At 70.2% G+C, this 22,704-nt stretch carries 23 protein-coding genes; 13 read left to right on the top strand and 10 right to left on the bottom strand.

The window, feature by feature from the left end; all coding sequences use genetic code 11:
- Window positions 1–8: 8 nt before the first annotated feature.
- A complete protein-coding gene (locus ACFUCU_RS06550) occupies window positions 9–815 on the top strand; it encodes a hydroxypyruvate isomerase family protein (protein WP_377971520.1) in 807 nt (268 codons plus the stop codon).
- Window positions 816–897: 82 nt separating this feature from the next.
- On the top strand, window positions 898–1,374 hold the full coding sequence (gene bcp, locus ACFUCU_RS06545; protein WP_364134291.1) for a thioredoxin-dependent thiol peroxidase: 477 nt from the start codon (window positions 898–900) through the stop codon (window positions 1,372–1,374).
- 69 nt (window positions 1,375–1,443) lie between these two features.
- Here the strand turns inward: bcp and ACFUCU_RS06540 are convergent, their stop codons facing one another.
- Entirely contained in the window at window positions 1,444–2,292 is an 849-nt protein-coding gene (locus tag ACFUCU_RS06540; protein WP_377971518.1) for a class I SAM-dependent methyltransferase, read from the bottom strand.
- Between the two features lie 182 nt (window positions 2,293–2,474).
- Between ACFUCU_RS06540 and ACFUCU_RS06535 the strand changes: the two genes are divergently transcribed.
- From ACFUCU_RS06535 to purM, 3 genes are all read left to right on the top strand, one after another.
- Window positions 2,475–2,804 carry a hypothetical protein gene (locus tag ACFUCU_RS06535; protein WP_377971516.1) on the top strand — a complete coding sequence of 110 codons (330 nt, stop codon included), beginning with the start codon at window positions 2,475–2,477 and terminating at the stop codon, window positions 2,802–2,804.
- An 89-nt stretch (window positions 2,805–2,893) separates the two neighbouring features.
- Complete coding sequence (purF, locus tag ACFUCU_RS06530; protein ID WP_290256334.1) at window positions 2,894–4,582, top strand: amidophosphoribosyltransferase; 1,689 nt, start codon at window positions 2,894–2,896, stop codon at window positions 4,580–4,582.
- Complete coding sequence (purM, locus tag ACFUCU_RS06525; RefSeq protein ID WP_290256335.1) at window positions 4,579–5,742, top strand: phosphoribosylformylglycinamidine cyclo-ligase; 1,164 nt, start codon at window positions 4,579–4,581, stop codon at window positions 5,740–5,742. Before purF ends, purM begins: the two co-directional genes overlap by 4 nt.
- Before the next feature lie 92 nt (window positions 5,743–5,834).
- Here purM and ACFUCU_RS06520 read toward each other — a convergent pair whose 3' ends face one another.
- Window positions 5,835–6,614 (bottom strand): VOC family protein, encoded by a 780-nt coding sequence (locus ACFUCU_RS06520; protein ID WP_377971515.1) that lies wholly within the window; start codon window positions 6,612–6,614, stop codon window positions 5,835–5,837.
- Between the two features lie 138 nt (window positions 6,615–6,752).
- On the bottom strand, window positions 6,753–6,986 hold the full coding sequence (locus ACFUCU_RS06515) for a DUF3073 domain-containing protein (protein WP_290256489.1): 234 nt from the start codon (window positions 6,984–6,986) through the stop codon (window positions 6,753–6,755).
- 287 nt (window positions 6,987–7,273) lie between these two features.
- Between ACFUCU_RS06515 and ACFUCU_RS06510 the strand changes: the two genes are divergently transcribed.
- Window positions 7,274–8,137, top strand: coding sequence for a septum formation family protein (locus tag ACFUCU_RS06510; protein ID WP_377971513.1), 864 nt, complete (start codon window positions 7,274–7,276; stop codon window positions 8,135–8,137).
- Window positions 8,138–8,164: 27 nt separating this feature from the next.
- Here ACFUCU_RS06510 and clpB read toward each other — a convergent pair whose 3' ends face one another.
- Together clpB and ACFUCU_RS06500 are read right to left on the bottom strand one after the other, a co-directional pair.
- Window positions 8,165–10,822: an ATP-dependent chaperone ClpB gene (gene clpB, locus ACFUCU_RS06505; protein WP_377971512.1), complete on the bottom strand. Its 2,658-nt coding sequence runs from the start codon at window positions 10,820–10,822 to the stop codon at window positions 8,165–8,167.
- 104 nt (window positions 10,823–10,926) lie between these two features.
- Window positions 10,927–11,574 (bottom strand): flavin reductase family protein, encoded by a 648-nt coding sequence (locus ACFUCU_RS06500; RefSeq protein ID WP_377971511.1) that lies wholly within the window; start codon window positions 11,572–11,574, stop codon window positions 10,927–10,929.
- A 64-nt stretch (window positions 11,575–11,638) separates the two neighbouring features.
- Between ACFUCU_RS06500 and ACFUCU_RS06495 the strand changes: the two genes are divergently transcribed.
- The 7 genes from ACFUCU_RS06495 to ACFUCU_RS06465 all read left to right on the top strand — a co-directional run bounded on the left by ACFUCU_RS06495 (window position 11,639) and on the right by ACFUCU_RS06465 (window position 18,385).
- Window positions 11,639–12,337, top strand: a complete 699-nt coding sequence (locus tag ACFUCU_RS06495) for a helix-turn-helix transcriptional regulator (protein WP_290256340.1) — start codon at window positions 11,639–11,641, stop codon at window positions 12,335–12,337.
- 108 nt (window positions 12,338–12,445) lie between these two features.
- Window positions 12,446–13,504: a LacI family DNA-binding transcriptional regulator gene (locus tag ACFUCU_RS06490; RefSeq protein ID WP_364134315.1), complete on the top strand. Its 1,059-nt coding sequence runs from the start codon at window positions 12,446–12,448 to the stop codon at window positions 13,502–13,504.
- Between the two features lie 100 nt (window positions 13,505–13,604).
- Window positions 13,605–14,924: an MFS transporter gene (locus ACFUCU_RS06485; RefSeq protein WP_290256342.1), complete on the top strand. Its 1,320-nt coding sequence runs from the start codon at window positions 13,605–13,607 to the stop codon at window positions 14,922–14,924.
- 82 nt (window positions 14,925–15,006) lie between these two features.
- The gene (locus ACFUCU_RS06480) at window positions 15,007–15,771 is read left to right on the top strand and encodes an SDR family oxidoreductase (protein WP_290256343.1); all 765 of its coding nucleotides are present in this window, start codon (window positions 15,007–15,009) and stop codon (window positions 15,769–15,771) included.
- 20 nt (window positions 15,772–15,791) lie between these two features.
- Complete coding sequence (locus ACFUCU_RS06475; protein ID WP_364134321.1) at window positions 15,792–16,724, top strand: 3-keto-5-aminohexanoate cleavage protein; 933 nt, start codon at window positions 15,792–15,794, stop codon at window positions 16,722–16,724.
- Between the two features lie 4 nt (window positions 16,725–16,728).
- The gene (locus ACFUCU_RS06470) at window positions 16,729–17,748 is read left to right on the top strand and encodes a glycerate kinase (protein ID WP_377971507.1); all 1,020 of its coding nucleotides are present in this window, start codon (window positions 16,729–16,731) and stop codon (window positions 17,746–17,748) included.
- A 139-nt stretch (window positions 17,749–17,887) separates the two neighbouring features.
- On the top strand, window positions 17,888–18,385 hold the full coding sequence (locus tag ACFUCU_RS06465) for a carboxymuconolactone decarboxylase family protein (RefSeq protein WP_377971506.1): 498 nt from the start codon (window positions 17,888–17,890) through the stop codon (window positions 18,383–18,385).
- On the opposite strand, the gene ACFUCU_RS06460 is transcribed toward ACFUCU_RS06465, so the two are convergent.
- Genes ACFUCU_RS06460 through ACFUCU_RS06440 form a run of 5 tightly spaced genes read right to left on the bottom strand, consistent with a single transcriptional unit; the run spans window position 18,382 to window position 22,609 of the window.
- Window positions 18,382–19,461, bottom strand: coding sequence for an SDR family oxidoreductase (locus tag ACFUCU_RS06460; RefSeq protein ID WP_377971504.1), 1,080 nt, complete (start codon window positions 19,459–19,461; stop codon window positions 18,382–18,384). The two genes, ACFUCU_RS06465 and ACFUCU_RS06460, sit on opposite strands and share 4 nt — an antisense overlap.
- Window positions 19,462–19,498: 37 nt before the next feature.
- Window positions 19,499–20,590 (bottom strand): sulfate/molybdate ABC transporter ATP-binding protein, encoded by a 1,092-nt coding sequence (locus ACFUCU_RS06455; protein WP_377971502.1) that lies wholly within the window; start codon window positions 20,588–20,590, stop codon window positions 19,499–19,501.
- A complete protein-coding gene (locus tag ACFUCU_RS06450) occupies window positions 20,587–21,441 on the bottom strand; it encodes an ABC transporter permease (RefSeq protein WP_377971500.1) in 855 nt (284 codons plus the stop codon). Before ACFUCU_RS06450 ends, ACFUCU_RS06455 begins: the two co-directional genes overlap by 4 nt.
- Window positions 21,438–22,199 (bottom strand): molybdate ABC transporter substrate-binding protein, encoded by a 762-nt coding sequence (gene modA, locus ACFUCU_RS06445; protein WP_377971817.1) that lies wholly within the window; start codon window positions 22,197–22,199, stop codon window positions 21,438–21,440. The genes ACFUCU_RS06450 and modA overlap by 4 nt, the downstream gene beginning before the upstream one ends.
- On the bottom strand, window positions 22,199–22,609 hold the full coding sequence (locus ACFUCU_RS06440) for a molybdopterin-binding protein (protein WP_377971498.1): 411 nt from the start codon (window positions 22,607–22,609) through the stop codon (window positions 22,199–22,201). Before ACFUCU_RS06440 ends, modA begins: the two co-directional genes overlap by 1 nt.
- Window positions 22,610–22,704 lie beyond the last annotated feature (95 nt).

Here is a 22,704-nt window from a genome sequence, read left to right as displayed (position 1 = left end):
GCACCGTCATGACGTTCACCGTGAACTGCTCGATTCTCCCCACCGAACTCCCGCTGCTGGAACGCCCGGCCGCGGCGCGGGCCGCCGGCTTCGACGCCGTCGAATTCTGGTGGCCGTTCGCCACGTCCGTGCCCGGCGACGCCGAGGTGACCCGGTTCGAGCGCGCCATCACCGACGCCGGGGTGCAGCTGACGGGGCTGAACTTCAATGCCGGGGACATGCCCGGTGGGGACCGGGGCCTGGTCTCGTGGCCGGGCCGGGAAGCGGAATTCCGGGACAACGCCGACGTCGTCGCCGGCATCGGCGGGCGGCTCGGCTGCACGCTCTTCAACGCGTTGTACGGCAACCGGCAGGACGGCCACACACCCGAATCCCAGGACGAGCTGGCGGTCTCGAACCTCGCCGCGGCGGCCGCGGCGGTGGGCCGGATCGGCGGGACCGTGCTGCTCGAACCGGTCAGCAACGCCCCGCACTACCCGCTACGCCGCGCGGCGGACGCGCTGGACGTGATCGGCCGGGTGCAGCAGGAAACCGGCGCCGAAAACGTCCGGCTGCTGGCCGATTTCTACCACCTCGCCGTCAACGGCGACGACGTCGACGCCGTCATAGAGGCGCACGCGGCGGACTTCGGCCACGTCCAGATCGCCGACGCCCCCGGCCGGGGCGCCCCGGGAACCGGCGAGCTGCCACTGGAACGGTGGATCGGCCGCAGCCGCGAACTCGGCTACGCCGGCCGGGTGGGACTGGAGTACATAGCCCCCGCCGAATCCGCCTTCGACTGGGCGCGACGGCAACCGGACCGGCACGCTCGGTGAGGCTGTTCGGCCCCGCGGAATAGGGTCCCGGCGGCCGGCGTTGTGCACCACAGATCAGGCCCACCCGACCAAAGGAGCTCCCATGAGCCAGGCCCCCGTCAAGCTTCAGCCCGGAACCCCGGCCCCCGAATTCACCCTGCCCGACGCCGAGGGAAAGCCCGTCTCGCTGGCCGATTACCGCGGCAAGAACGTCATCGTGTACTTCTACCCGCAGGCTGCGACCCCCGGATGCACCACCGAGGCCTGCGACTTCCGCGACAACCTCGCCTCGCTGCAGGGCTCCGGCTACGAGGTCCTGGGCATTTCCCCCGACGCCCCGGACGCCCTGGCCCACTTCACCGGCGACTTCGCCCTGACCTTCCCGCTGCTCTCCGACGAGGACCACGCCGTGGCGCTGGCCTACGGTGCCTGGGGCGAGAAGCTGGTCCGCGGCGAGATCACCGAGGGAATCGTCCGCTCCACCGTGGTCCTGGACCCGGAGGGCAAGGTCACGCTGGCGCAGTACCAGGTCAAGGCCGACGGCCACGTCGCCGCGCTGAAGGCCGAACTGGGGGTCTAGGGCGCGGGTTTGTGTCCGGCGGTTCGGCTCGGCACCCACCCAAGCTGCCTCGTGCCAGGCACCCGCCGGCTACGGCCGGGTGCCGGAGACGATGGTGGCCGTCGAGCGCAGGCGGATGGCGCCCTCGTGTTCGTAACGGCCGAGCATCTGGAAGACGTCGGACCGGATCAGGGACTGCGCTTCCGGGTCGGCCTGGGCGAGGCCGAGGCACACCGTGGTGGCGATGTCCGTCATGAACTGCCAGTAGCTCTCCGGGGACTCGTGGATCAGGTCGGCGCTGACGGACCGCTCCGTCACGTCCGCCAGGCCCGCTTCCCGAAACAGGGCCGGCAGGAAGCCCGGGGCGGAGCAACGGAACACTCCCGGCATCCAGACCGGGGGCGGCATCAGGCCGGCATGCTGGGCGAGGGAGCCCAGGACCAGGGTCGCCCAGGGGTTCTGCGCTGCCCGGCCCCACACCGCCGCGCTGATCCGGGCACCGGGCCGGGCCGTCCGCACCATCCGGGCCAGGGCTGCCCGAAGGTCCGGGAAGTACAGGAACCCAAAGCGGCAGAGGACGGCGTCGAACGAGGCATCCGGAAACGGGAGGTCCACCGCGGCGCAGACCGTGAAACTGACATTTCCCAGCCGCGCAGCCGCGGCCTTCTCCTCCGCTACGTGCAGCATCCCGGCGGAAATATCCGTCAGCGCCACGGTGCCCCGCGGAACAAGGGAGGCGGCGGTCAGGCCGGGTTCACCCGTTCCGGCGGCCACGTCCAGCACCGCAAAGTCCGGGCCCAAACGGGCGTCGTCGAGGACGGCGTCGCCGAATGGACCCTGCCAGCCGAGCACCTCCGCGTCCCACTTCTTCCAACCGGCGGCGAAGGAGTCCCAGATGACCCGCTGCTGATCCCGGAGGTTCTCCGCGGAGACTGACATGGTGCTTTCCTCACAGTCCGGACCGCACCCTCCCCCGCAGACCAGTCTGCTCCCCGGGACCGTCGCACGCTAGGGTCCCTTTTCCCGCTGCCGAAACGGACGGGCGCACCCCGGGTCCGGGCCGCGCCGGTCCGGTATCGGCGCGGGATCCGCACCGGCCGGAGGACAGTAGGCTTAAAGGCATGGCTCCCGAAGACACCCCCGTAGCGCCCGAACGCCGATCCGTCACCGTCCGCCGCGCTCCGAAGTACGTCCCGTTCCTGATCGCGGGCGGCCTGCTGGGCATCGTCGTGGCCGCGGTGATCGCCTACGGGATCCCCACCAGCGACCAGAGCTACGACGCCAACGCCGTCTTCGGGTTCTTCCTGACCTTCTGCATCGCCGGCGGAGCGATTGTCGGCGCCATCGTCGCGCTGATCCTGGACCGGGTCAGCGTGCGCCGGTCCGAGCGCGCCGTCGTCGAATCCGTCCCCGATTCGGTGCCGGACACCGAGGACGAAGACCGCTCCTAGGCAGGCAACGAAAGGGCCCCTCATGCCCCGAGGGGTCACATTCGGTCCCCTCGGAGCGGCACCGCCACTCAACGTGAGATAATCGACCAGTGGCACGCGGCGACGGAAAACTTTCTCATGACCTTCTCTCTGGCGAAAAAGGCCCGCAGGACGCATGTGGCGTCTTCGGCGTCTGGGCTCCCGGCGAAGAGGTAGCAAAACTCACCTATTACGGGCTGTACGCGTTGCAGCACCGTGGCCAGGAGTCGGCTGGCATTGCGACCAGCGACGGCAAGCGGATCAACGTCTACAAGGACATGGGCCTCGTGTCCCAGGTCTTCGATGAGACCACGCTGAACACCCTGACCGGGCACCTCGCCGTCGGCCACTGCCGGTACTCCACCACCGGCGCGAGCCACTGGGCCAACGCCCAGCCCACCCTGGGTGCGACTGCCACCGGCACGGTGGCCCTGGCCCACAACGGCAACCTGACCAACACGGCCGAGCTCAAGGCCATGATTATGGACCGCAACGGCGGCCAGCTGACCGGTGAGATGAAGCAGGGCAACACCTCGGACACCGCCCTGGTCACCGCCCTGCTGGAGGGTGAGGAGGGCAAGTCCCTCGAAGAGACCGCCCTGGAACTGCTGCCTAAGATCAAGGGCGGCTTCTGCTTCGTCTTCATGGACGAGGGCACCCTCTACGCCGCCCGCGACACCTACGGCATCCGCCCGCTGGTCCTCGGCCGGCTGGAACGCGGCTGGGTAGTCGCCTCCGAGCAGTCCGCCCTCGCCACGGTGGGTGCGAGCTTCATCCGCGAGATCGAGCCGGGCGAATTCATCGCCATCGACGAACAGGGCGTCCGCTCCCAGCGCTTCGCTGAGGCGACGCCGGCAGGTTGCGTCTTCGAATACGTCTACCTGGCCCGTCCCGACGCCGCGATTGCCGGCCGCTCGGTCTACGAATCCCGTGTGGAGATGGGCCGCCAGTTGGCCCGCGAGAACACCCAGGAAGCGGACATCGTCATCCCGGTGCCGGAATCCGGTACCCCCGCCGCCGTCGGCTACGCCGAGGAATCCGGCATCCCCTTCGCGCACGGCTTCGTCAAGAACGCCTACGTGGGCCGCACGTTCATCCAGCCGTCGCAGACCCTGCGCCAGCTCGGCATCCGGCTCAAGCTCAACGCCCTCGAATCCGTGATCCGCGGCAAGCGCGTGGTGGTGGTGGACGACTCGATCGTCCGCGGCAATACCCAGCGCGCGATCGTCCGGATGCTCCGCGAGGCCGGCGCCGCCGCCGTGCACGTGAAGATCTCCTCCCCGCCGGTCAAGTGGCCCTGCTTCTACGGCATCGACTTCGCCTCCCGCGCCGAGCTGATCGCCAACGGCGCCACCATCGAGGAGATTTCCCAGGCCATCGGCGCGGACTCGCTGGCCTACATCTCCGAGGACGGCATGATTGGCGCCACCCGGCAGCCGCGCGAACGCCTGTGCACCGCCTGCTTCACCGGCAAGTACCCGATCGAACTCCCCGGCGCGGAGAAGCTCGGCAAGAACCTGCTCGAGCGCACGGAAGCCAAGAGCCTGCCCGCCATGGCCGCGACCCCCGGGACCCCGGGCGCCACCTCCGGAGCCACGGCCGACGCCGACGCCGCCATCCCGGTCGGCGAGGACCCGGCGGAGAAGGCCGGCGCCACCGGCTGCGACCCGGGCCCGGATGCCGAATTCGAAGGACTGCTCACCGACGCCGACCGCGTCCCCGCCGACCAGCTTGATGCCGACAAGAAAGAGCCAGTATGACTTCCGCCTCCCCGGCCGCTGACACCAACGACGCCGGAACCCCCGGCATCACCTACGCCTCCGCCGGCGTCGACGTCGAAGCGGGCGACCGCGCCGTCGAACTCATGAAGGACGCCGTCAAGGCCACGCACAACTCCTCCGTGATCGGCGGGGTGGGCGGCTTCGCCGGCCTGTTCGATGTCTCCCGGCTGCTGACCTACCAGCGTCCCCTGCTGGCCACCTCCACCGACGGCGTCGGCACCAAGGTCGCCATCGCCCAGGCCATGGACATCCACGACACCATCGGCTTCGACCTGGTGGGCATGGTGGTGGACGACATCGTCGTCGTGGGCGCCGAACCGCTCTACATGACCGACTACATCGCCTGCGGCAAGGTGGTCCCCGAGCGCATCGCGGACATCGTCCGCGGCATCGCCGCCGCCTGCTCGGTGGCCGGCACCGCCCTGGTGGGCGGCGAAACCGCCGAGCACCCGGGCCTGCTGGGCGAGCACGAATACGACGTCGCCGGCGCCGCCACCGGCGTGGTCGAGGCCGACTCCCTGCTGGGCCCGGACCGCGTCCGCTCCGGCGACGTGGTGATCGGCATGGCCTCCTCCGGCCTGCACTCCAACGGCTACTCCCTGGTCCGCCGCGTCATCAACCACGCCGGCTGGGCGCTGGACCGCGAGGTCTCCGAGTTCGAACGCACCCTGGGTGAGGAACTGCTGGAGCCCACCCGTGTCTACGCCGCGGACTGCCTGGACCTGGCCCGCACCTTCCCGGTCAATGGTCCCAAGGGTGTCCACGGCTTCAGCCACGTCACCGGCGGCGGCCTGGCCGCCAACCTGGCCCGCGTCCTCCCGCAGGGCCTGCTGGCCACCGTGGACCGCTCCACCTGGCAGCTGCCGGCCATCTTCAAGCTGGTCTCCGAGCTGGGCAACGTCCCGCTGGCCGACCTGGAGCGGACCCTCAACGTGGGCGTCGGCATGGTCGCGATCGTCTCGCCTGAGGCCGCCGACGCCGCCGTGGCCCACCTGAACGCCCGCGGCCTGCCGTCCTGGGTCATGGGCACCGTCGGGGAGAACTCCGACTCGATCGACAAGTCCGGCCCGGATTACGTCCAGGGCGCCAAGGGCGTCGACGGCGGCGCCGTGCGGATGGTCAACGCGTACGCCGGCTAGTTACTGAACCACCGTCCGGGCGCTTCCCAAGATCGTGGGGAGCGCCCGCGGCGTTTAAGCGTGGAGGCCGTGAGGTCCGCGTCGGAAGGTGCCTAGACCTCCAGCAGGCTGATCACGCCGCCCTGGGGGTCCCGGATGGTCGCGATGGTGCCGGCTTCCTCGACGTCCTCAGGCTCGACCAGGACGGTGGCGCCGGCGGCGCGGGCCGCTTCCACGGCCGCGGGGACGCTGTCGACGCCGAAGTACACCTGCCAGCCCGGGTCCAGGTGCTTCTCGGCGGCCGGGACGGTGGCGATTCCGGCCACCTCGACGCCGTCGACCATCAGGGTGGTGTAGGTGCCGCCGTCGTCCTGCGGGTACTCGGTGACCTCGTGGCCGAAGAGCGTCTGGAAGCACCCGACGGCGCGCTGCGGTTCAGGTGTGAGGAGCTCCACCCAGGACAGTGCCCCGGCCTCACCGGCGCGGGCGGCCCCGATGTGCGTGCCCGGCTGCCAGGCTCCGGTGGCGCCTCCGCCGGGAGGGGTGAAGAAGACCATGGTGCCGGTGTCACCCACCGCTTCCGGGCCGAAGTCCACCGCACCTCCGGTGTGCGGCACGTCCGCGGCGAGCCCGGCCGCGTCGTCCACGGCGAAGTACACGTTCCACTGGGCCGGGGTACCGGACTGGCCCTGCGCCGGGTTCTGCGGGGCAATCACGGACACCAGGTCCCCGCCGAGGAACGCCTGAGCATAGCTGCGGCCGTCCGGGGTGGGCAGGTCCTCGAAGCGCCAGCCGAACAGCGCGCCATAGAACTCCTTGGCCGCCGCGACGTCAGGGGTCTGGAGATCCGCCCAGCACACCTCGCCCGGGGCGTAGGCCTTGTGAAACGCCATGCTGGCTCCTTTCAAACGGTCCCGGCAACGGGAATCGGTGAGGGCATGCGAAAGCCCGCCGGGCACACCCAGTAAGGGTGCGCCCGGCGGGCTGAAAATCACGTCCGGCGCTCAAGGACCGCGCCGGAAAGGGAACGACTAGCCGATGCGACGGGTGTCAACCTCGTCGTCGTCTTCTTCCACATCGTCCGCGTACTTATCCACGTAAGCCGAATAATCCGGTTCAACCGGTTCATCCGCGAAGTGGCTCGAGGGACGACTTCCCGGGCCCGTCAGCTCGCGCTGCAGGGCGGAATAGTCAGTGTTCGGGGAGTAGTACTTGATGTCCCGAGCCTGCTTGGTAGCTTTTGCCTTTTGACGGCCGCGCCCCATGGCGTGACCCCCTTTTGTACTTGGACCGGAGGTGGTCACCTTGGCGATCGGTGAGGCCCCGGAATGATTGGTCAATTTGTCGTACACCTAGATTACATGCTTTCGGCAGGTACCGCTTGCCGGCGGAGGCTAAAGGCACTTCCCCGGCCTTCTCCGCCGCGCACGCGCGAGGTTACCGGAACGTAACCTTCGTGGCATATTCGATAGAGTCTCCTGATGGGCCTCCCACCAGCGGGGCCCAGCCGGACCGTCAGGCTGGCCAGATGCACTGAAAAGGTGGGTTCCGAGTGAGCGAAAAGCCGGACAGCGACGCTACGGCCGGGGACGGCAATACCCGTAACCCCGCGGTTCCGCCGGTGAACGCCGACGGCGACGGGGCACCCCAGGCGCCCCGCGCGCCCTTCGGCACCGTCATTCCGCCCCGGCCCGCCGCCCCGCCGACGTCGTCCTTCGCCAGGGTCCCTCCCGCGGCTTCCCCCTCCGGCGAACCGGACCCGCAGACCGCAACGAACCGCACCCGCCGCTCATCCCCCACGGGACAGGTGGGGCAGGTGCTCTCCGACCGGATGGGCCAGCTCCGCGCCTCGGGCGCCGGCGCCAAGGCCCGCGGCCTCGCGGGCCGGGCCACGGCCGCGGTGCGCCGCTCCGGCCGGGGGAAGCTGATCGCCGGCGTCGCCGCCGTCGTCGTCCTGGCACTGCTCATCTGGTGGATCGCCGCGCTGGCGGGCGGCTCCCGGGACTCGGGTGCGCCCGCGCCCGCCGGCAGCTCCGCGTCCCCCACCGCCGAGCGGGGAGCGCTGCCGCTGGAGAACGTCAGCCCGCTGGACTACCGGCTGGGCGACTGCTTCAAGGACTTCGACGCCAACGCCGCCAAATCCACCGTGGTCGCGTGCGACACCGCGCATTCGGCGCAGCTGATCCAGGTCGAGTCCTACGCCGCCTCGGACGCCTACCCCGGCCGGGACGTGCTGAAGCAGAAAGCGCTGGACGCCTGCAAGGCCGCGCAGCTGACCGAGAAGTCCGGCAACTACGCCCTGAGCTACAAACTCGCGTACCCCAGCTCATCGAGCTGGGGTACGGGAGACCGGCGGGTGGACTGCTACGCCGCCTCGGACGCCGGGAACGTCATCATGGAGTCCCTGCTACCGTAGCGGTCCGGCCGGGTTGGTCCCACGACACTAGTCCTTGCGGCGGACCGAGAGCCCGCTGCCGGTGGAGGCGCCGCCGTCGGGCCGGGCCGAGACGTCCGGGCCGCCCATCGTGAGCTCCATCAGGTCCGGGGCGGTGTCCACCACCACGGTGTCGCCGTCGGCGATCTCCCCGGCGAGGATGGCCTTGGCCAGCCGGTCGCCGATCTCGCGCTGCACCAGCCGGCGCAGCGGGCGGGCGCCGTAGGCCGGATCGTAGCCGGTGACGGCCAGCCAGGCGCGGGCCCCCTCGGAGACCTCCAGGGTCAGGCGCCGGCCCTTGAGCCGTTCGCCCAGCTCCTTGACCTGCAGTTCCACGATGTGGGCGAGTTCCTCCACGGTCAGCGGGTCGAACAGCACCACCTCGTCAAGCCGGTTCAGGAACTCCGGCTTGAAGGAGGCGTGCACGGTGGCCATGACGGCGTCCCGCTTGGCGGCGGCGTCCAGGGTCGGATCCACCAGGAACTGGCTGCCAAGGTTGGACGTCAGCACCAGAATCACGTTGCGGAAGTCCACCGTGCGGCCCTGCCCATCGGTGAGACGGCCGTCGTCGAGCACCTGCAGGAGGATGTCGAAGACCTCCGGGTGGGCCTTCTCCACCTCGTCGAGCAGCAGCACGGAATACGGCCGGCGGCGGACGGCCTCGGTCAGCTGGCCGCCTTCCTCGTAGCCGACGTAGCCCGGAGGGGCACCCACCAGCCGGGCCACGGAGTGCTTCTCCGAGTACTCGGACATGTCAATCCGGACCATGGCGCGCTCGTCATCGAAGAGGAAGTCGGCCAGGGATTTGGCCAGCTCGGTCTTGCCGACCCCGGTGGGGCCCAGGAAGAGGAACGAGCCGGTGGGCCGATTGGGGTCGCTGATGCCGGCGCGGGCGCGGCGGACGGCGTCGGACACTGCGGTGACGGCCTTGGCCTGGCCGATCAGCCGCTCGCCCAGGACATGCTCCATCTCCAGCAGCTTCTGGCTCTCGCCCTGCAGCATGCGGCCGGCGGGGATGCCGGTCCAGGCGGAGATGACCTCGGCGATGTCGTCGGCGGTCACCTCATCGGCCACCATCTGCCCGGACTTGTCCGGCACGGCGGCCTCCGCCTCGGCGGCGGCCGTCAGTTCCCGTTCCAGCGCGGGAATCTCACCGTAGAGGATCCGGGAGGCGGCCTCCAGGTCACCCTCGCGCTGGGCCTTGTCCGCGGCGGACCGCAGCTCATCGAGCCGGGCGCGCAGGTCACCCACGCGGTTCAGGCCGGCCTTCTCCGACTCCCACCGCGCGTTCAGGGCGGCCAGCTCTTCCTTCTTGTCCGCCATGTCCGCGCGCAGGGCCTCCAGCCGTTCCACCGACGCCGGGTCGGTCTCACCGGTCAGGGCCAGTTCCTCCATGGTCAGCCGGTCCACCTGGCGCTGCAGCTGGTCGATTTCCTCCGGCGCGGAGTCGATCTCCATCCGGAGCCGGGAGGCGGCCTCGTCCACCAGGTCGATGGCCTTGTCCGGCAACTGGCGGCCGGAGATGTACCGGTTGGAGAGGGTCGCGGCGGCCACCAGGGCGGAGTCGGCGATGGAGACCTTGTGGTGGGCCTCGTAGCGTTCCTTGAGGCCGCGGAGGATGCCGATGGTGTCCTCGACGCTCGGCTCGCCGACAAAGACCTGCTGGAAGCGGCGCTCCAGGGCCGGGTCCTTCTCGATGTTCTCGCGGTATTCGTCCAGCGTGGTGGCACCGATCAGGCGCAGTTCGCCGCGGGCCAGCATGGGCTTGAGCATGTTGCCGGCGTCCATCGAGCTGTCACCGGAGGCGCCGGCGCCCACCACGGTGTGCAGTTCGTCGATGAAGGTGACGATCTGGCCCTCGGAATTCTTGATCTCCTCCAGGACCGCCTTCAGCCGTTCCTCGAATTCGCCGCGGTACTTGGCCCCGGCCACCATGGAGGCCAGGTCCAGGGCGATCAGGGTCTTGCCGCGCAGGCTTTCGGGCACGTCGCCGGCGACGATGCGCTGGGCGAGGCCCTCGACGACGGCGGTCTTGCCGACGCCGGGCTCGCCGATGATCACGGGGTTGTTCTTGGTGCGTCGGCTGAGGACCTGGATGATGCGGCGGATCTCGGCGTCGCGGCCGATCACCGGGTCCAGCTTGCCGGAGCGGGCGACGGCGGTGAGGTCCGTGCCGAACTTCTCCAGGGCCTGGAAGGTGTTCTCCGGGTCGGCGTTGTCCACCCTGCGGTCGCCGCGGACCCCGGGCAGGGCGGCGAGCAGCGCCTCGTGCGAGGCGCCGGCCTCACGCAGCAGCCGGCCGACGTCGTCGTTGCCGGACGCGAGGCCCAGCAGCAGGTGCTCGGTGGAGACGAAGGTGTCGCCGAGGCGCTCGGCCTCGTTCTGCGCGTTCTTGATCGCCTGCATGGCGGTGCGGGACAGCTGGGCCTGCTGCACCGAGCTGCCCGAGGTGGACGGGAGGGCCTTGATGGCGGAGCTCGCCTGGACGCTGACGGCATCCGGATCGGTGCCGGTGGCGCGCAACAGCGCGACGGCGACGCCCTCGCGCTGGTCCATGAGGGCCTTGAGCAGGTGCGCCGGCTCCAGCTGCGGGTTGCCGGCCGTCGAGGCGTTCATGGCTGCAGCCGAAAGAGCCTCCTGGCTCTTGGTGGTGAATTTGGCGTCCAAAGAGAGCTCCTTCCGGGTGGGACTGATTGTTAAGTTGAGTGTACCCCGCTCAACTTTTTCCAGACCCTCTGTGGCTCCATGTTTGCCCACGGCGAAACCGCTGTCTAGGGGCGCAGGATCCCCGCACCCCCGCCTACCGCGCGGGGGCGGCCCCGGCCGGGAAACCGCTGCTCGGCCCGGCGGTTTTCCCCGAGGTGTCTGCCCTGCCCGAAGTAGTGCCGGAAGGTATAGAACACCGGCGACCATGCCGCGACATCGACGCGGCCGGAATCGAGCACCAGGTCATGCCGGGCATGGACCCGGCGGACCCGGACTTGGACCGCGTGCAGGCCCTCATCCAGCGGCCAGGCGTTCTCCAGGCCCGCCTCGATGTGGACGGGGGCTTCGGAGATGCGCTGCGCTGCCATTGTCTCGCTTGGCATCGGCGTCCACCCTGCCAGGGACCACTTATCCGGTTCCGACCGGTACATCCCGGCCTTTTCCCGGGGGACCTCCGGCGAGCCCGTGGTCATGGCGATGCGCTCGATGCTGCCGGCCATGGCCTCGTCCGGGAGGTTCAGAACCACCTCGCCCGTCCGGATGAGGTTGGCGAACCCCTGGTGCAGCGAACTCAGGCCGAGGACGAAGTGGTCCCCCAGCGACCACGCCGATGACATGGGCGTGATGTTGGTGCTGCCGTCGGGATTCTCGGTGGTCAGGAGGGCCACCAGCGAGCCGAAGTAATGGGCGCCGGGCGTAATGGTGCTGAACATGGGTCAATCCTCACCGCTGGACAGTTCGCCGCCGGCCAAACCGTGCCCGTGATTAGATCGAAGGATGCCGTCACAGTGGGCCGAGGATCTCGCGTCGATTGCCCAGGCCATGGGAAACGCGTCGCGGGCAACCATGCTCGTGGCCCTGATGGACACCCGCGCCCGGACCGCGGCCGAGATGGCCGCGAGCGCCGGCATCAGCCGGGGCACGGCCACGGCGCACCTCAATCAGTTGGTGGACGCCGGCCTGCTCGAGGAGGTCCGGCAGGGGAGGCACCGCTACGTACGCCTCAAGAACTCCGCCGTCGCCGGGTCGATTGAGGCGCTGATCGCCCTGGCCCCGGCGAGCCGCCCGGCCGCCTCGGGTTACCGGGAGCACAAGAACGACGCCGAACTGCAGCACGGCCGGACCTGCTACGGCCATCTCGCGGGAGCCCTGGGGGTTGCGCTGGCCCTGGACTGGCGGCGCGCGGGGCTGGTCACTCCCACTGGATGGGATCTCACGGACGCCGGACACGCGTGGGCCCGCTCGTTGGGGATCGAACTCCCGGCACGCCCGTCCCGCCCGCTCGTCCGGCCCTGCCTCGACTGGACCGAGCGGCTCGACCACGCCGCCGGAATCCTGCCCGACCTCCTGGTGACGACGGCGCTGGAGCACGGGTGGCTGAGGCGGGGATCCCATCCGCGCTCGATCCGCCTGACGGCCGAGGGTGCGCAGGTCTTCGCCCGGGAGGGGCTGCTAACGACCCTCCCCGGCTTGTAGGCCGGGCGCTGAGGAGTGCCGGGGGCAACTTAACGTTGCTTAACGCTCAAGCGGCAAAATAGCGTAACTGACGTCACATCACGCCAACACCAGTGAAGGAGGCCCGTGATGCAGGACCGCACTCTCACAGCATCCGCGGATCGCCCTCTTTCGCCGGTATCCGCGGCGGCGGTGGCCAGGGCCGCCGGCGTGTCCGCCGCGTCGGTGTCCTACGTCTTGAACGGCAAGGCCGGGGTTTCCCCCGAAACCCGCCGCCACATCATCCACGTGGCCAACGAGCTGGGCTTCAGACCCCGTAAGTCCTCGCAGTCCACGGACCTGCAGCGCAGCCGGGTGGTGGGACTCATCCTTCCGAACATCATCAACCCGATGTTCCCGCGCTGGGCCCAGGGGGTCATCTCCTCCGCGGCCGACTCCGGCTATGAAGTCTTCGTGGCCACCACCCAGGACGACCCCGAGATCCTGGCCCAGGTTACGGCGACCCTCGCCAACCGCGCGGTGGACGGCGTCATCCTCGCCGCCTCACTCCGGGACGATGCCCGCGCCCTCCGAACCCTGAGGGCCGCACGCATCCCCTACGTCTGCCTGTCCCGGCGGGCCGACTTCCTCGACGCCGACTTCGTCGGCATCGACGACGACGCGGCCGCGACCGAGCTGATGCAGCACATGCTGGGCCACGGTTACACGGAAATCGCCACCGTGATCGGACCGCGCGTCTCGACGGCGTCGCTGGCCCGGGAGCAGGCGTTCGTCCGCACGGCGGCCGCCGCCGGCGTCGTCATCAGCGGGGACCGGAAAATCAGCACCCGCGTCAACAACGAAGGCGGCCGCCTGGCCGCCGAACGGCTCTTCGCCGGCGGCAACCCGCCGCGCGCCGTGGTCTGCGGCAGCGACGAACTCGCCATTGGCGTCATGGAGTATGCGATGGCACGCGGCCTGCGCATCCCGGAGGATGTGGCGGTGGCCGGCTGCGACGGGCTGCCGCACAGCCGCTCCGGACTGATCAACCTCACCAGCATCGTCCAGCCGCAGCAGGACATGGCGCAGGAGGCCTTCGCCATGCTGCTGCAGCGCATCGACGCCCCGTCCCGCAGCTACACCTCCCTGGTCTGCCCCCACCGGCTCCACGTCGGCCGCACCTGCGGCTGCCCACCGGCGGGTGTCTGACCTTCCTTCCCGTTCACCCCGCACCACCAGCCAGTATCCGGGCTGCCCTCCGGCTGCCCGGCGTCCCATCAACCTGACCCCAATTCAAGGACGAAGAACCATGTCAGTTGTTTCCGCACCAACGACGATGCGTACACCGCAACAAATCAACGGCGTCATCCTCCGCAGGGTCATGCCGCTGCTCATCGGCGCCTACATCATGGCGTTCCTGGACCGCACCAACATCGGCATGGCCAAGGACCGCCTCGAGATCGATCTCGGGATCTCCGCTACCGCGTACGGCATCGGAGCGGGCCTGTTCTTCCTGACCTACGCCCTCTCCGAGATTCCGTCCAACCTCATCATGCACAAGGTTGGCGCACGCTTCTGGATCATGCGGATCATGATCACCTGGGGCCTGATCTCCGCCGGAATGGCCTTCGTCCAAGGCGAATGGTCGTTCTACATCATGCGGATGCTGCTCGGCATCGCCGAGGCCGGGCTCTTCCCCGGCGTCATGTACTTCCTCACCCAGTGGTTCGTGGTCAAGGACCGCGCCAAGGCCAACGGCATGTTCCTGCTCGGCGTCTCGATCGCCAACATCGTGGGCGCCCCGCTCGGCGGCCTGCTCCTGACCATGGACGGCTTCGCCGGCCTGCACGGCTGGCAGTGGATGTTCCTGGTGGAGGGCCTTCCCGCCTGCGTCCTCGCCTACGTCGTCTGGAAGAAGCTGCCGGACCGGCCCAGCAAATCCACCTTCCTCACCGCCGAAGAAGCCGCCGACCTCGAGGCCCGGATCGCAGCCGAGGAGAAGGCCGGCGCGGAAGCCTCCGGCAACCACCGGCTCCTCGACGCCATGAAGGACAAGCAGATCCTGCTGGTCGTCGGCGTCTACTTCGCCCACCAGATCGCCGTCTACGCCCTGTCCTATTTCCTGCCGTCCATCATCGGCACCTACGGAAAGCTCAACCCGCTGCAGATCGGCCTGCTGACGTCCATTCCGTGGATCTTCTCCGCCGCCGGAGCCCTGCTGCTGCCCCGGTTCGCCACCGACGCCAAGCGTTCCCGGCTCCTGGTCACCGGAACCATGACCGGCATCATCGCCGGCTTTGCCCTCGGCGCCGTGGGCGGTCCGCTGCTGGGCATGATCGGCTTCTGCCTGGCCGCATTCAACTTCTTCGCCCTGCAGCCGATCCTCTTCACCTACCCGGCAACGCGCCTCAGCGGCTCCGCCCTGGCCGGCGGCATCGCCTTCGTCAACACCATCGGCCTGCTCGGCGGGTTCCTCGGCCCCTACGTCATGGGCTTCATGCAGGACGCCACCGGCTCCAAGCTCTCGGGCCTGTGGTTCATCGTGGCCGTGTGCATCGTCGGGGCACTGCTGTCCCTGCTGCTCAAGCGGGGCACCGAAACCCCGGACACCGTCCCCGCCGCCCACTAGCCGGCCTCCCACACTCCGTTCCGCCGGTACCGCCCCCAAGGGCCGGCGGAACGGTCCCACTCCCCACCGCAAGGAAAAAGTCATGGATTTCACCGCCAAACGCGTTCTGGTCACCGCCGGTGCCAACGGCATCGGCCTGGCCATCGCCACCAAGTTCAAGGACCTCGGAGCCAGCGTCTTCGTCACCGACATTGACCCCGACGCCGTCGAGAAAGCGCAGGTCAACGGGCTCTCGGCCGCCGTCAGCGACGTCTCCGACGAAGCGCAGGTCCGCGAACTCATGGACACGGTGGCCGCGGAACTCGGCGGCCTGGACGTGCTGGTCAACAACGCCGGGATCGCCGGGCCCACCGGCCCGCTGGAGACCCTCGACGCCGGCGCCTGGAAGGCCACCTTCGACGTCAACATCCACGGCCAGTTCTACTGCATCAAGCACGCGCTTCCGCTGCTCCGGCAGGGCACCGACGCCTCGATCGTGAACCTCTCCTCCGCCGCCGGCCGGCTCGGCATGGCCGGCCGCAGCGCGTATTCGGCGTCCAAGTGGGCCGTCGTAGGGCTGACCAAGACCCTCGCGATCGAGCTGGGCCCGGACCGGATCCGGGTCAACGCCATCTGCCCGGGCGCCGTCAACGGCCCCCGGATCGACGCCGTCATCGCCGCCAAGGCGCAGATGCTCGACCTGCCCGAGGAACAGGTCTCCGAGCTGTACCACAACCAGTCCTCGCTGGGACGGCTGATCGAGGCCGAGGACATCGCCAACATGGCCGCCTTCGCCGCGAGCGACCTGGCCCGCAACGTCAACGGCCAGGCCCTCGCGGTCGACGGCAACACCGAGAAGCTGTACTGAGTCCCGAAGGAGCGATTCCCATGGCTGCTGCACGCAAAGTCATCATCACCAGCGCCGTCACCGGCGCCATCCACACCCCCTCCATGTCCCCGCACCTGCCGGTCACCCCGGACGAGATCGCCGACGCCGCGATCGGCGCCGCGGCGGCCGGCGCCGCGATCGTGCACATGCACGCCCGCGACCCGAAGGACGGCCGGCCCTCCCAGGACCCGGAGCACTTCGCGCCAATCCTGGACAAGCTCAAGCGCAACACCGACGCCGTCATCAACATCACCACCGGCGGCTCGCCCCACATGAGCGTGGAGGAGCGGATGCAGCCGGCCGCGCTGTTCAAGCCGGAACTCGCCTCGCTGAACATGGGGTCGATGAACTTCGGCCTCTACCCGATGCTGGACCGTTTCACCGAGTTCGGCCACGAGTGGGAACGGGAGGGTCTTGAGAAGAGCCGCGACCTGGTCTTCAAGAACACCTTCCAGGACATCGAGACCATCCTCGGCATCGGCAACGACAACGGCACCCGGTTCGAATTCGAGTGCTACGACATCTCGCACCTGAACAACCTGGCCCACTTCCACGCCCGCGGGCTGGCCCGCGGACCGCTGTTCGTGCAGTCCGTCTTCGGCCTGCTCGGCGGCATCGGGGCTCACCCCGAGGACCTGATGCACATGCGCCGCACGGCGGACCGACTCCTGGGCGAGGACTACCAGTGGTCCATCCTGGGCGCCGGCAAGAACCAGATGCCCCTGGCCACGATCGGCGCGGCCATGGGATCCCACGTCCGCGTCGGCCTGGAGGACTCGCTGTGGATCGGCCCCGGCCAGCTCGCCGCCTCCAACGCCGAGCAGGTCACCCGGATCCGCACCATCCTGGAGGCGCTCAACTTCGAGGTGGCGACCCCGGACGAGGCCCGCGAGATGCTGCAGCTCAAGGGCCGCGACCAGGTCGGATTCTAGGGCCGTGGCCATCCTCGTCGCCCCGGACAGCTTCAAGGGCACCTTCGCCGCCGGCGAGGTCGCCGGCCACATCGCCGCCGGAATCCGTTCAGCGGGAGGAACCGCCGTCGAGCTGCCGGTGGCCGACGGCGGCGAGGGAACCTTCGAGGTGCTGGCCCGCGGCCTGGACGCCCGGCCGGTCCGGGTCCGCACCGTGGGTCCCTGGGGCGACGACGTCGAGACGGTCGTTGCGCTGGCCCCCGACGGCACCGCCGTCGTCGAACTCGCGTTCGCCAGCGGATTGAACCTGCCCACCGCCGGCGACCGGGATCCCGTCCGGGCCAGCACGTACGGCACCGGGGTGATGATGGCCGAGGCCGTCCGGCACGGGGCGCGGCGCCTGCTGGTGGCCGCCGGCGGTTCCGCCACCACCGACGGCGGGGCGGGTGCCATCGCGGCGATTGAGGAACGCGGCGGCCTGGACGGCGCCGAGGTGGTGGTCCTCAGCGACGTGACCACCCGTTTCGGCGACGCGGCCCGGGTTTTCGGGCCCCAGAAGGGAGCCGGACCGGCCGAGGTCGAGACGTTGACGCTGCGGCTTGAGGCCCTGGCGGACCGGTTCTCCCGGGACCTGGGCCGCGACCCGCGGGCCGTGGACCGTACGGGCGCCGCCGGGGGATTCTCTGGCGGGATGTGGGCCCGGTACGGGGCCCGGCTGGTCTCCGGCGCGGACCATGTCCTTGACCTGCTCGGCTTCGACGCCCTGGCCGCCGCCAGCGAGGCGGTGGTGGTCGGCGAGGGCCGGCTGGACTCCCAGACCGGGCAGGGCAAGATCATCGCCGCCATCCTGGCCCGGAGCGGCGCCACCCCGGTCCACGCCGTCGTCGGCTCCCTCCACGAGGACCTGGGCACCTACGCGGAGAACTTCGCCGGGATCACTGTCGCCAGCACCGGCAAGGACCTCGTGGCGGCCGGGGCGTCATTGGTCAGGGCCGGTTCGGCGGGCGCCCCGCAGGCTGGCGTTTCCCCGTCCACCCCCGCATAGCAAACGATCCGGCTGTCGGTTCCCCCAAGGAACCGACGACCGGATCGGATAAGTGCTACACACAGAGTGTGTCACACATATGACAAAGTTGTCACATGCTGCTCTGCGGGTCCGTCTGGCGTGTCGGTACGCTGGGGTCATGAAAGAGACTTCCGCCGCAGAGCACGGCGATCGCAAGAGTTCCCCCGGCCGCCTGTTTCTGGACAAGGAGCACCCCGCCGCGTGGCGGGCCCTCAACGGCCTGGGCCTGAAGGCCAAGGAGGCCGCGACCGAGGCCGGCCTGGACCAGGCACTGATCGAACTGTTGAACGTGCGGATCTCGCAGATTAACGGCTGTGCGTTCTGCCTGGACCTGCACGTCCACGACGCCGTCAAGAACGGTGAAACCGCTCAGCGACTGGCGGTCCTACCGGCCTGGCGGGACACGGATTTGTTCAGCGCCAAGGAGCGGGCCGCCCTGACCCTCGCCGAGGCGATCACCGACATTTCGGACCAGGCGGCCCGGGAGCACGAGGGGAGGGCGGCCCGGCAGCAGCTGAGCGAGGCCGAGTTCTCCGCGATCAGCTGGCTGGCGATCGCCATGAACGCCTTCAACCGGGTCTCGATCGTCAGCCAGCACCCGGTCCGCGCCCGCTAGGGAATCAGCCGGTCCGCCTGGAACCTTTCGAACAGATCCGTGAACGAGTCGAGGGTGCGGCGGTACCCGGTGAACCCGGCCACCCGGCTCTTACTCATATCCGCCAGCACCTCGATATTGCGGCCGAGGTCGCCGTCGGTGTGCCACCAGGACGAGACCCGGCCCAGGTCCGCCTCCGCAAGGCCGTTCCGGGCCGCGAGGTCCGCCCAGGTCTGCTCCATGCCCTGCATCTGGACCTCCAGCGGCCGGGGTGCGCCCTCGAAGCCGACGGATTCGACGCCGAAGTAGGCGGCCAGCCGCGGCCACATCCAGCGCCAGCGGAAGACATCGCCGTTGACCACGTTGTACGCCTGGTTCGCCGCGCCGTCATCGGTCGCCGCCCAGACCATGTGCTCGGCCAGCAGGCCGCTGTCCGTCATGTCCGTCAGGCTGTTCCACTGCGTTTCGGAGCCCGGGAAGATGAACGGCCTGCCGAGTTCCTTGCAGAGCGAGGCCTGCACGGCGAGGGTGAGGCCCATGTTCATCGCGTTGCCCACGGCGTGGCCGATCACGGTGTGGGCGCGGTGCACGGACCAGGTGAAGCCCTGCCGCTCCGCGGCGGTCCAGAGCTCGTCCTCCTGGTTGTAGTAGAAGTTGGCGACAGGCAGCCGGGGCTCCTCCTCGTGGAACGGCGTGTCCGGCATGTCGCCCTCGCCGTAGGCCTCGAACGGGCCGAGGTAGTGCTTCAGGCCGGTCATGAGGGCGACGTGGCGGACGGGACTGTGGGAGACGGCGCCCAGCAGGTTCCTCAGCAGCGCGGCGTTGACCCGGATGTTGTCCTGTTCCGTGTCCTGCCTGGACCAGGCGGTGAAGAACACGTGGGTGGGCCGCTCGCCGGCCAGGGCCGCGGCAAGGCTTTCCGGGGAGCCGAGGTCCGCCGCGATGGAGCGGGCACCGGGGAGGACGGCACCGCTGCGGGTCAGGGCCAGGACGTCCCAGCCGGTGCCGGCGAGGAGGTCGACCAGGGCCGATCCGGCGATCCCGCTGGCGCCAACCACCAGCGCGGTCTGTCCTTGGCCTGTTTCAGAGTGCTGCACGGTATTCCTCCTGGTTGCGGGTGGGGCTCCCTCCACCCTAGGCCGGATAAATCGCGACCGCCGCCGCCTTGACCACGAAGTAGGCCCGAACCCCCGGCGCCAGGGCCAGGTCCGCCGATGCGGCGGGGGTGATGTCCGCGGCGAGGTCGCCCGCACGGACCCTGATCTGGTCCCCGTGCGGCTCCAGGTCCGTGACGGTGACGGCGAAGGCGTTGCGCGGGCTGCCGTGCGGCTGCTCCGGGAAGACGGAGACGGCCGACGGCGGGAATGCCGCCACGCCTGCCTGGCCCGGGATCGGAGTGTCCTCGTGCCGGCCAGCAAGCTCTGTCACCGGGGAACCCTGGGCACCCGGGCCTCCCGGCCCTCCGCCGGCCGGGTCCGGCAGCAGTCCGGCAGCCGTCACGGTGCCGGGGACCAGGTTGAGCCCGGCCAGTCCGGCGGCGAACCTGCTCCGTGGCCGCGTGAGCACCTCGCGGGTGGGCCCCTGCTCCACGATCCGGCCCGCCTCGAGCACCACGACCGTGTCCGCGAGCATGTAGGCGTCCAGGACGTCGTGGGTGACGATGATGGCGCGGCGGCCGGTCAGGACCCGTTTCAGCAGGCGCCGCAGCAGGGGCGCGGCGTGGACGTCCAGCGCGGCCATCGGCTCGTCCAGCAGCAGCAGGCCCGGGTCGACCGCGAGCGCGCGCGCCACCGCCACCCGCTGGGCCTGGCCGCCGGAGAGGTCGCCGGGTCGGCGGTCCGCCAGGTCCGTGGCTTCGACCTCGGCCAGCCAGTGCGCGGCCGCATCCCTGGCCGCGGCGCGTCCGGCGCCGGCGCTGCGGGGGCCGAAGGCCACGTTGTCCAGGGCGGTCAGGTGTGGGAAAAGAAGGGCTTCCTGGGCCAGCAGCGCGGTTCCGCGGCGGTGCGGCGGAGTCCACACCGTGCGGCCGCCGCCGAGGCGGAACAGCGGCCGGCCGTCGAGCGCGGCCGCGCCCGAGTCCGGGCGGATCAGGCCGGCGATAACGGAAAGCAGGGTGGATTTTCCGGCGCCGTTGGGACCCAGGATGGCGACGGTGTCCGCAGCGCCCAGGGTCAGCGAGACGTCCAGGCCCCGGTCCGAGACCACGGCATCGAGGGTGAACGTCATTGCCTCGCCTCCGCCGGTTCGGCGTTCGCGTTGCGGGACGGAGCGGCGGACGGCGTACCGGGCCCGCGGTAGCTGACCCCGACGACGATGACCGCCACGGCCACCAGGAGCAGCGACAGCGCGACGGCGGCATCCGCATCGGTCTCCCGTTGCAGGTAGATCTCCAGCGGCAGGGTCCGGGTGATGCCTTGCAGGCTGCCGGCGAAGGTGAGAGTGGCGCCAAACTCGCCCAGGCTGCGGGCGAAGGAGAGGACCGCCCCGGAGGCCAGGCCGGGCAGCACCAGCGGCAGCGTGACCCGCCGGAGCACGGTTCCGGGCCGGGCGCCGAGCGTCGCGGCCACGGCCTCGTAGCGCTGGCCGCCGGCCCGCAGCGCCCCCTCCATGCTGACCACCAGGAACGGCAGGGCGACAAACGTCTGCGCCAGGACCACCGCCGTCGTGGAGAAGGCAATCTGGATGCCCGCCACCTCCAGGCCACGGCCCAACAGCCCCTGCCGCCCGAATGTGTACAGCAGGGCGATGCCGCCCACCACCGGCGGCAGCACCAGGGGCAACAGCACGAAAGACCGGAGCAGTCGCTGCCCGGGGAACTCTCCGCGGGCCAGCACCAGCGCCAGCGGCACCCCCAGCAGGATGCAGAGGACGGTGCTCGCCGCCGCTGTCCGCAGGCTCAGGCCCAGCGCGGTGAGGGACGCATCCGAGGTCACCAGCGGCAGGAAGTTGGGCCAGTCGACGCGGGCCACCACGGCCGCCAGGGGCAGCAGGATGAACGCGGCGGCGACGACGGCGAGCGCGGCCACCCAGCGGGGGATGCCATGGTAGCCGCGACGGCCCCTCCGGGGACGCCTCACGGACGCCCGAACCCGGCGTCGGCCAGCACCTTCTGGCCCTCGGCGCCGGTGACCTCGTCGAGGAAGGCCTGCGCCAGGTTCTTCTCACGGCCGCCCCGCAGGGCCGCGATCGGATAGGTGTTGACGGCGGATGCGGCCTCCGGGAAGGGCACGCCCTTGACCTTGCCCGCCGCGCCTTTAACGTCCGTGACGTAGACCAGTCCGGCGTCGGCCTCCCCCGATGCCACCTTGCCGAGGACGTCGGTGACGGCGGATTCCTCGCTCACCGGCGCCAGGATCACCCCGTTCCGGCTCTGGAGGGCGGCGGCGGCCGCGCCGCAGGGCACCTGCCGCGCGCAGACCACCACGCGGACGCCGGGTTTGGCCAGGTCGGCGAAGGAGCCGATGCCGGCGGGGTTGGCCGGCGGCACCGCGATGGTGAGGGTGTTGCTGGCGAAGTTCCGCGGGCTGCCCTCGGCGAGCCCGGCTCCGGTCACCTTGGCCATGTTCGCGGGGTCGGCGGAGGCGAAGACGTCCGCCGGGGCGCCCTGGCCCAGCTGGGTGGCGAGGTCCGAGGACCCGGCGAAGCTGAGGCTCACCCTGGTGCCGGGGTGGCTGGCTTCGAAGCTCTGGGCTAGCGCCGTGAAGGGAGCCTTGAGGGAGGCGGCGGCGAAGACCGTGAGGACCCGGGCCCCGGAACCGGAGCCGCCAGTGGCGCCGCAGCCGGCGGTGCCCGCGGCCAGGGCGGCGGCCAGGAGGATGGCGGCGGCGCGGCGGATCACGACAGGGTCTTCCCGTGCGGGCTCTCGATGATCACCGTGGTGGCTTTGACGACGGCGGTGGCGACGGAGCCGAGTTCCAGCCCAAGGTCCCGGACGGCCTCGCTGCTCATCAGCGACACCACCCGGAACGGTCCGCACTGCAGCTCCACCTGCGCCATGACCGTGTCCGCGGTGATGCCGGTGACCAGGCCGACGAACCGGTTGCGGGCCGAACTGCCGCCGCGGGACGGGTCCTCGGGGAGCCTGGCCTGGTCCCGGGCGACGCCGGCGAGCTCCAGCCCGTCCACCACCAGCCGGCCGGCGTCGTCCCGGTGCGGGGTCAGGGTTCCGCTCTCGGTCCAGCGGCGGACGGTGTCGTCACTGACTCCAAGGAACCGGGCCGCTTCGGAGACGCGAAAAGTAGGCATGCCGCCACTATAGTCCGCATATACGGACTCCACGACCCGTTAGGACCGCATCTGAGCCTTTTCTAAAGGCGCCGCGGGGACCCGCCCGACCATGG

It is taken from the genome of Arthrobacter sp. NPDC057259, from assembly GCF_042668995.1.
GTDB lineage: Bacteria > Actinomycetota > Actinomycetes > Actinomycetales > Micrococcaceae > Arthrobacter.
Note: the sequence above shows the minus strand (reverse complement) of the source record. Positions and strands in the feature narration are given on the sequence as shown.

Excerpts from the sequence above, each read along its gene's own strand:
- ACFUCU_RS06515 (WP_290256489.1), bottom strand. The coding sequence starts at position 6,986 with ATGGGGCGCGGCCGTCAAAAGGCAAAAGCTACCAAGCAGGCTCGGGAC.
- ACFUCU_RS06540 (WP_377971518.1), bottom strand. The coding sequence starts at position 2,292 with ATGTCAGTCTCCGCGGAGAACCTCCGGGATCAGCAGCGGGTCATCTGG.
- ACFUCU_RS06490 (WP_364134315.1), top strand. The coding sequence starts at position 12,446 with ATGCAGGACCGCACTCTCACAGCATCCGCGGATCGCCCTCTTTCGCCG.
- bcp (WP_364134291.1), top strand. The coding sequence starts at position 898 with ATGAGCCAGGCCCCCGTCAAGCTTCAGCCCGGAACCCCGGCCCCCGAA.
- ACFUCU_RS06550 (WP_377971520.1), top strand. The coding sequence starts at position 9 with ATGACGTTCACCGTGAACTGCTCGATTCTCCCCACCGAACTCCCGCTG.
- purM (WP_290256335.1), top strand. The coding sequence starts at position 4,579 with ATGACTTCCGCCTCCCCGGCCGCTGACACCAACGACGCCGGAACCCCC.
- ACFUCU_RS06440 (WP_377971498.1), bottom strand. The coding sequence starts at position 22,609 with ATGCCTACTTTTCGCGTCTCCGAAGCGGCCCGGTTCCTTGGAGTCAGT.
- ACFUCU_RS06480 (WP_290256343.1), top strand. The coding sequence starts at position 15,007 with ATGGATTTCACCGCCAAACGCGTTCTGGTCACCGCCGGTGCCAACGGC.
- ACFUCU_RS06455 (WP_377971502.1), bottom strand. The coding sequence starts at position 20,590 with ATGACGTTCACCCTCGATGCCGTGGTCTCGGACCGGGGCCTGGACGTC.
- ACFUCU_RS06475 (WP_364134321.1), top strand. The coding sequence starts at position 15,792 with ATGGCTGCTGCACGCAAAGTCATCATCACCAGCGCCGTCACCGGCGCC.
- ACFUCU_RS06500 (WP_377971511.1), bottom strand. The coding sequence starts at position 11,574 with ATGTTCAGCACCATTACGCCCGGCGCCCATTACTTCGGCTCGCTGGTG.
- ACFUCU_RS06535 (WP_377971516.1), top strand. The coding sequence starts at position 2,475 with ATGGCTCCCGAAGACACCCCCGTAGCGCCCGAACGCCGATCCGTCACC.
- ACFUCU_RS06520 (WP_377971515.1), bottom strand. The coding sequence starts at position 6,614 with ATGGCGTTTCACAAGGCCTACGCCCCGGGCGAGGTGTGCTGGGCGGAT.
- ACFUCU_RS06485 (WP_290256342.1), top strand. The coding sequence starts at position 13,605 with ATGTCAGTTGTTTCCGCACCAACGACGATGCGTACACCGCAACAAATC.
- ACFUCU_RS06465 (WP_377971506.1), top strand. The coding sequence starts at position 17,888 with ATGAAAGAGACTTCCGCCGCAGAGCACGGCGATCGCAAGAGTTCCCCC.
- ACFUCU_RS06495 (WP_290256340.1), top strand. The coding sequence starts at position 11,639 with ATGCCGTCACAGTGGGCCGAGGATCTCGCGTCGATTGCCCAGGCCATG.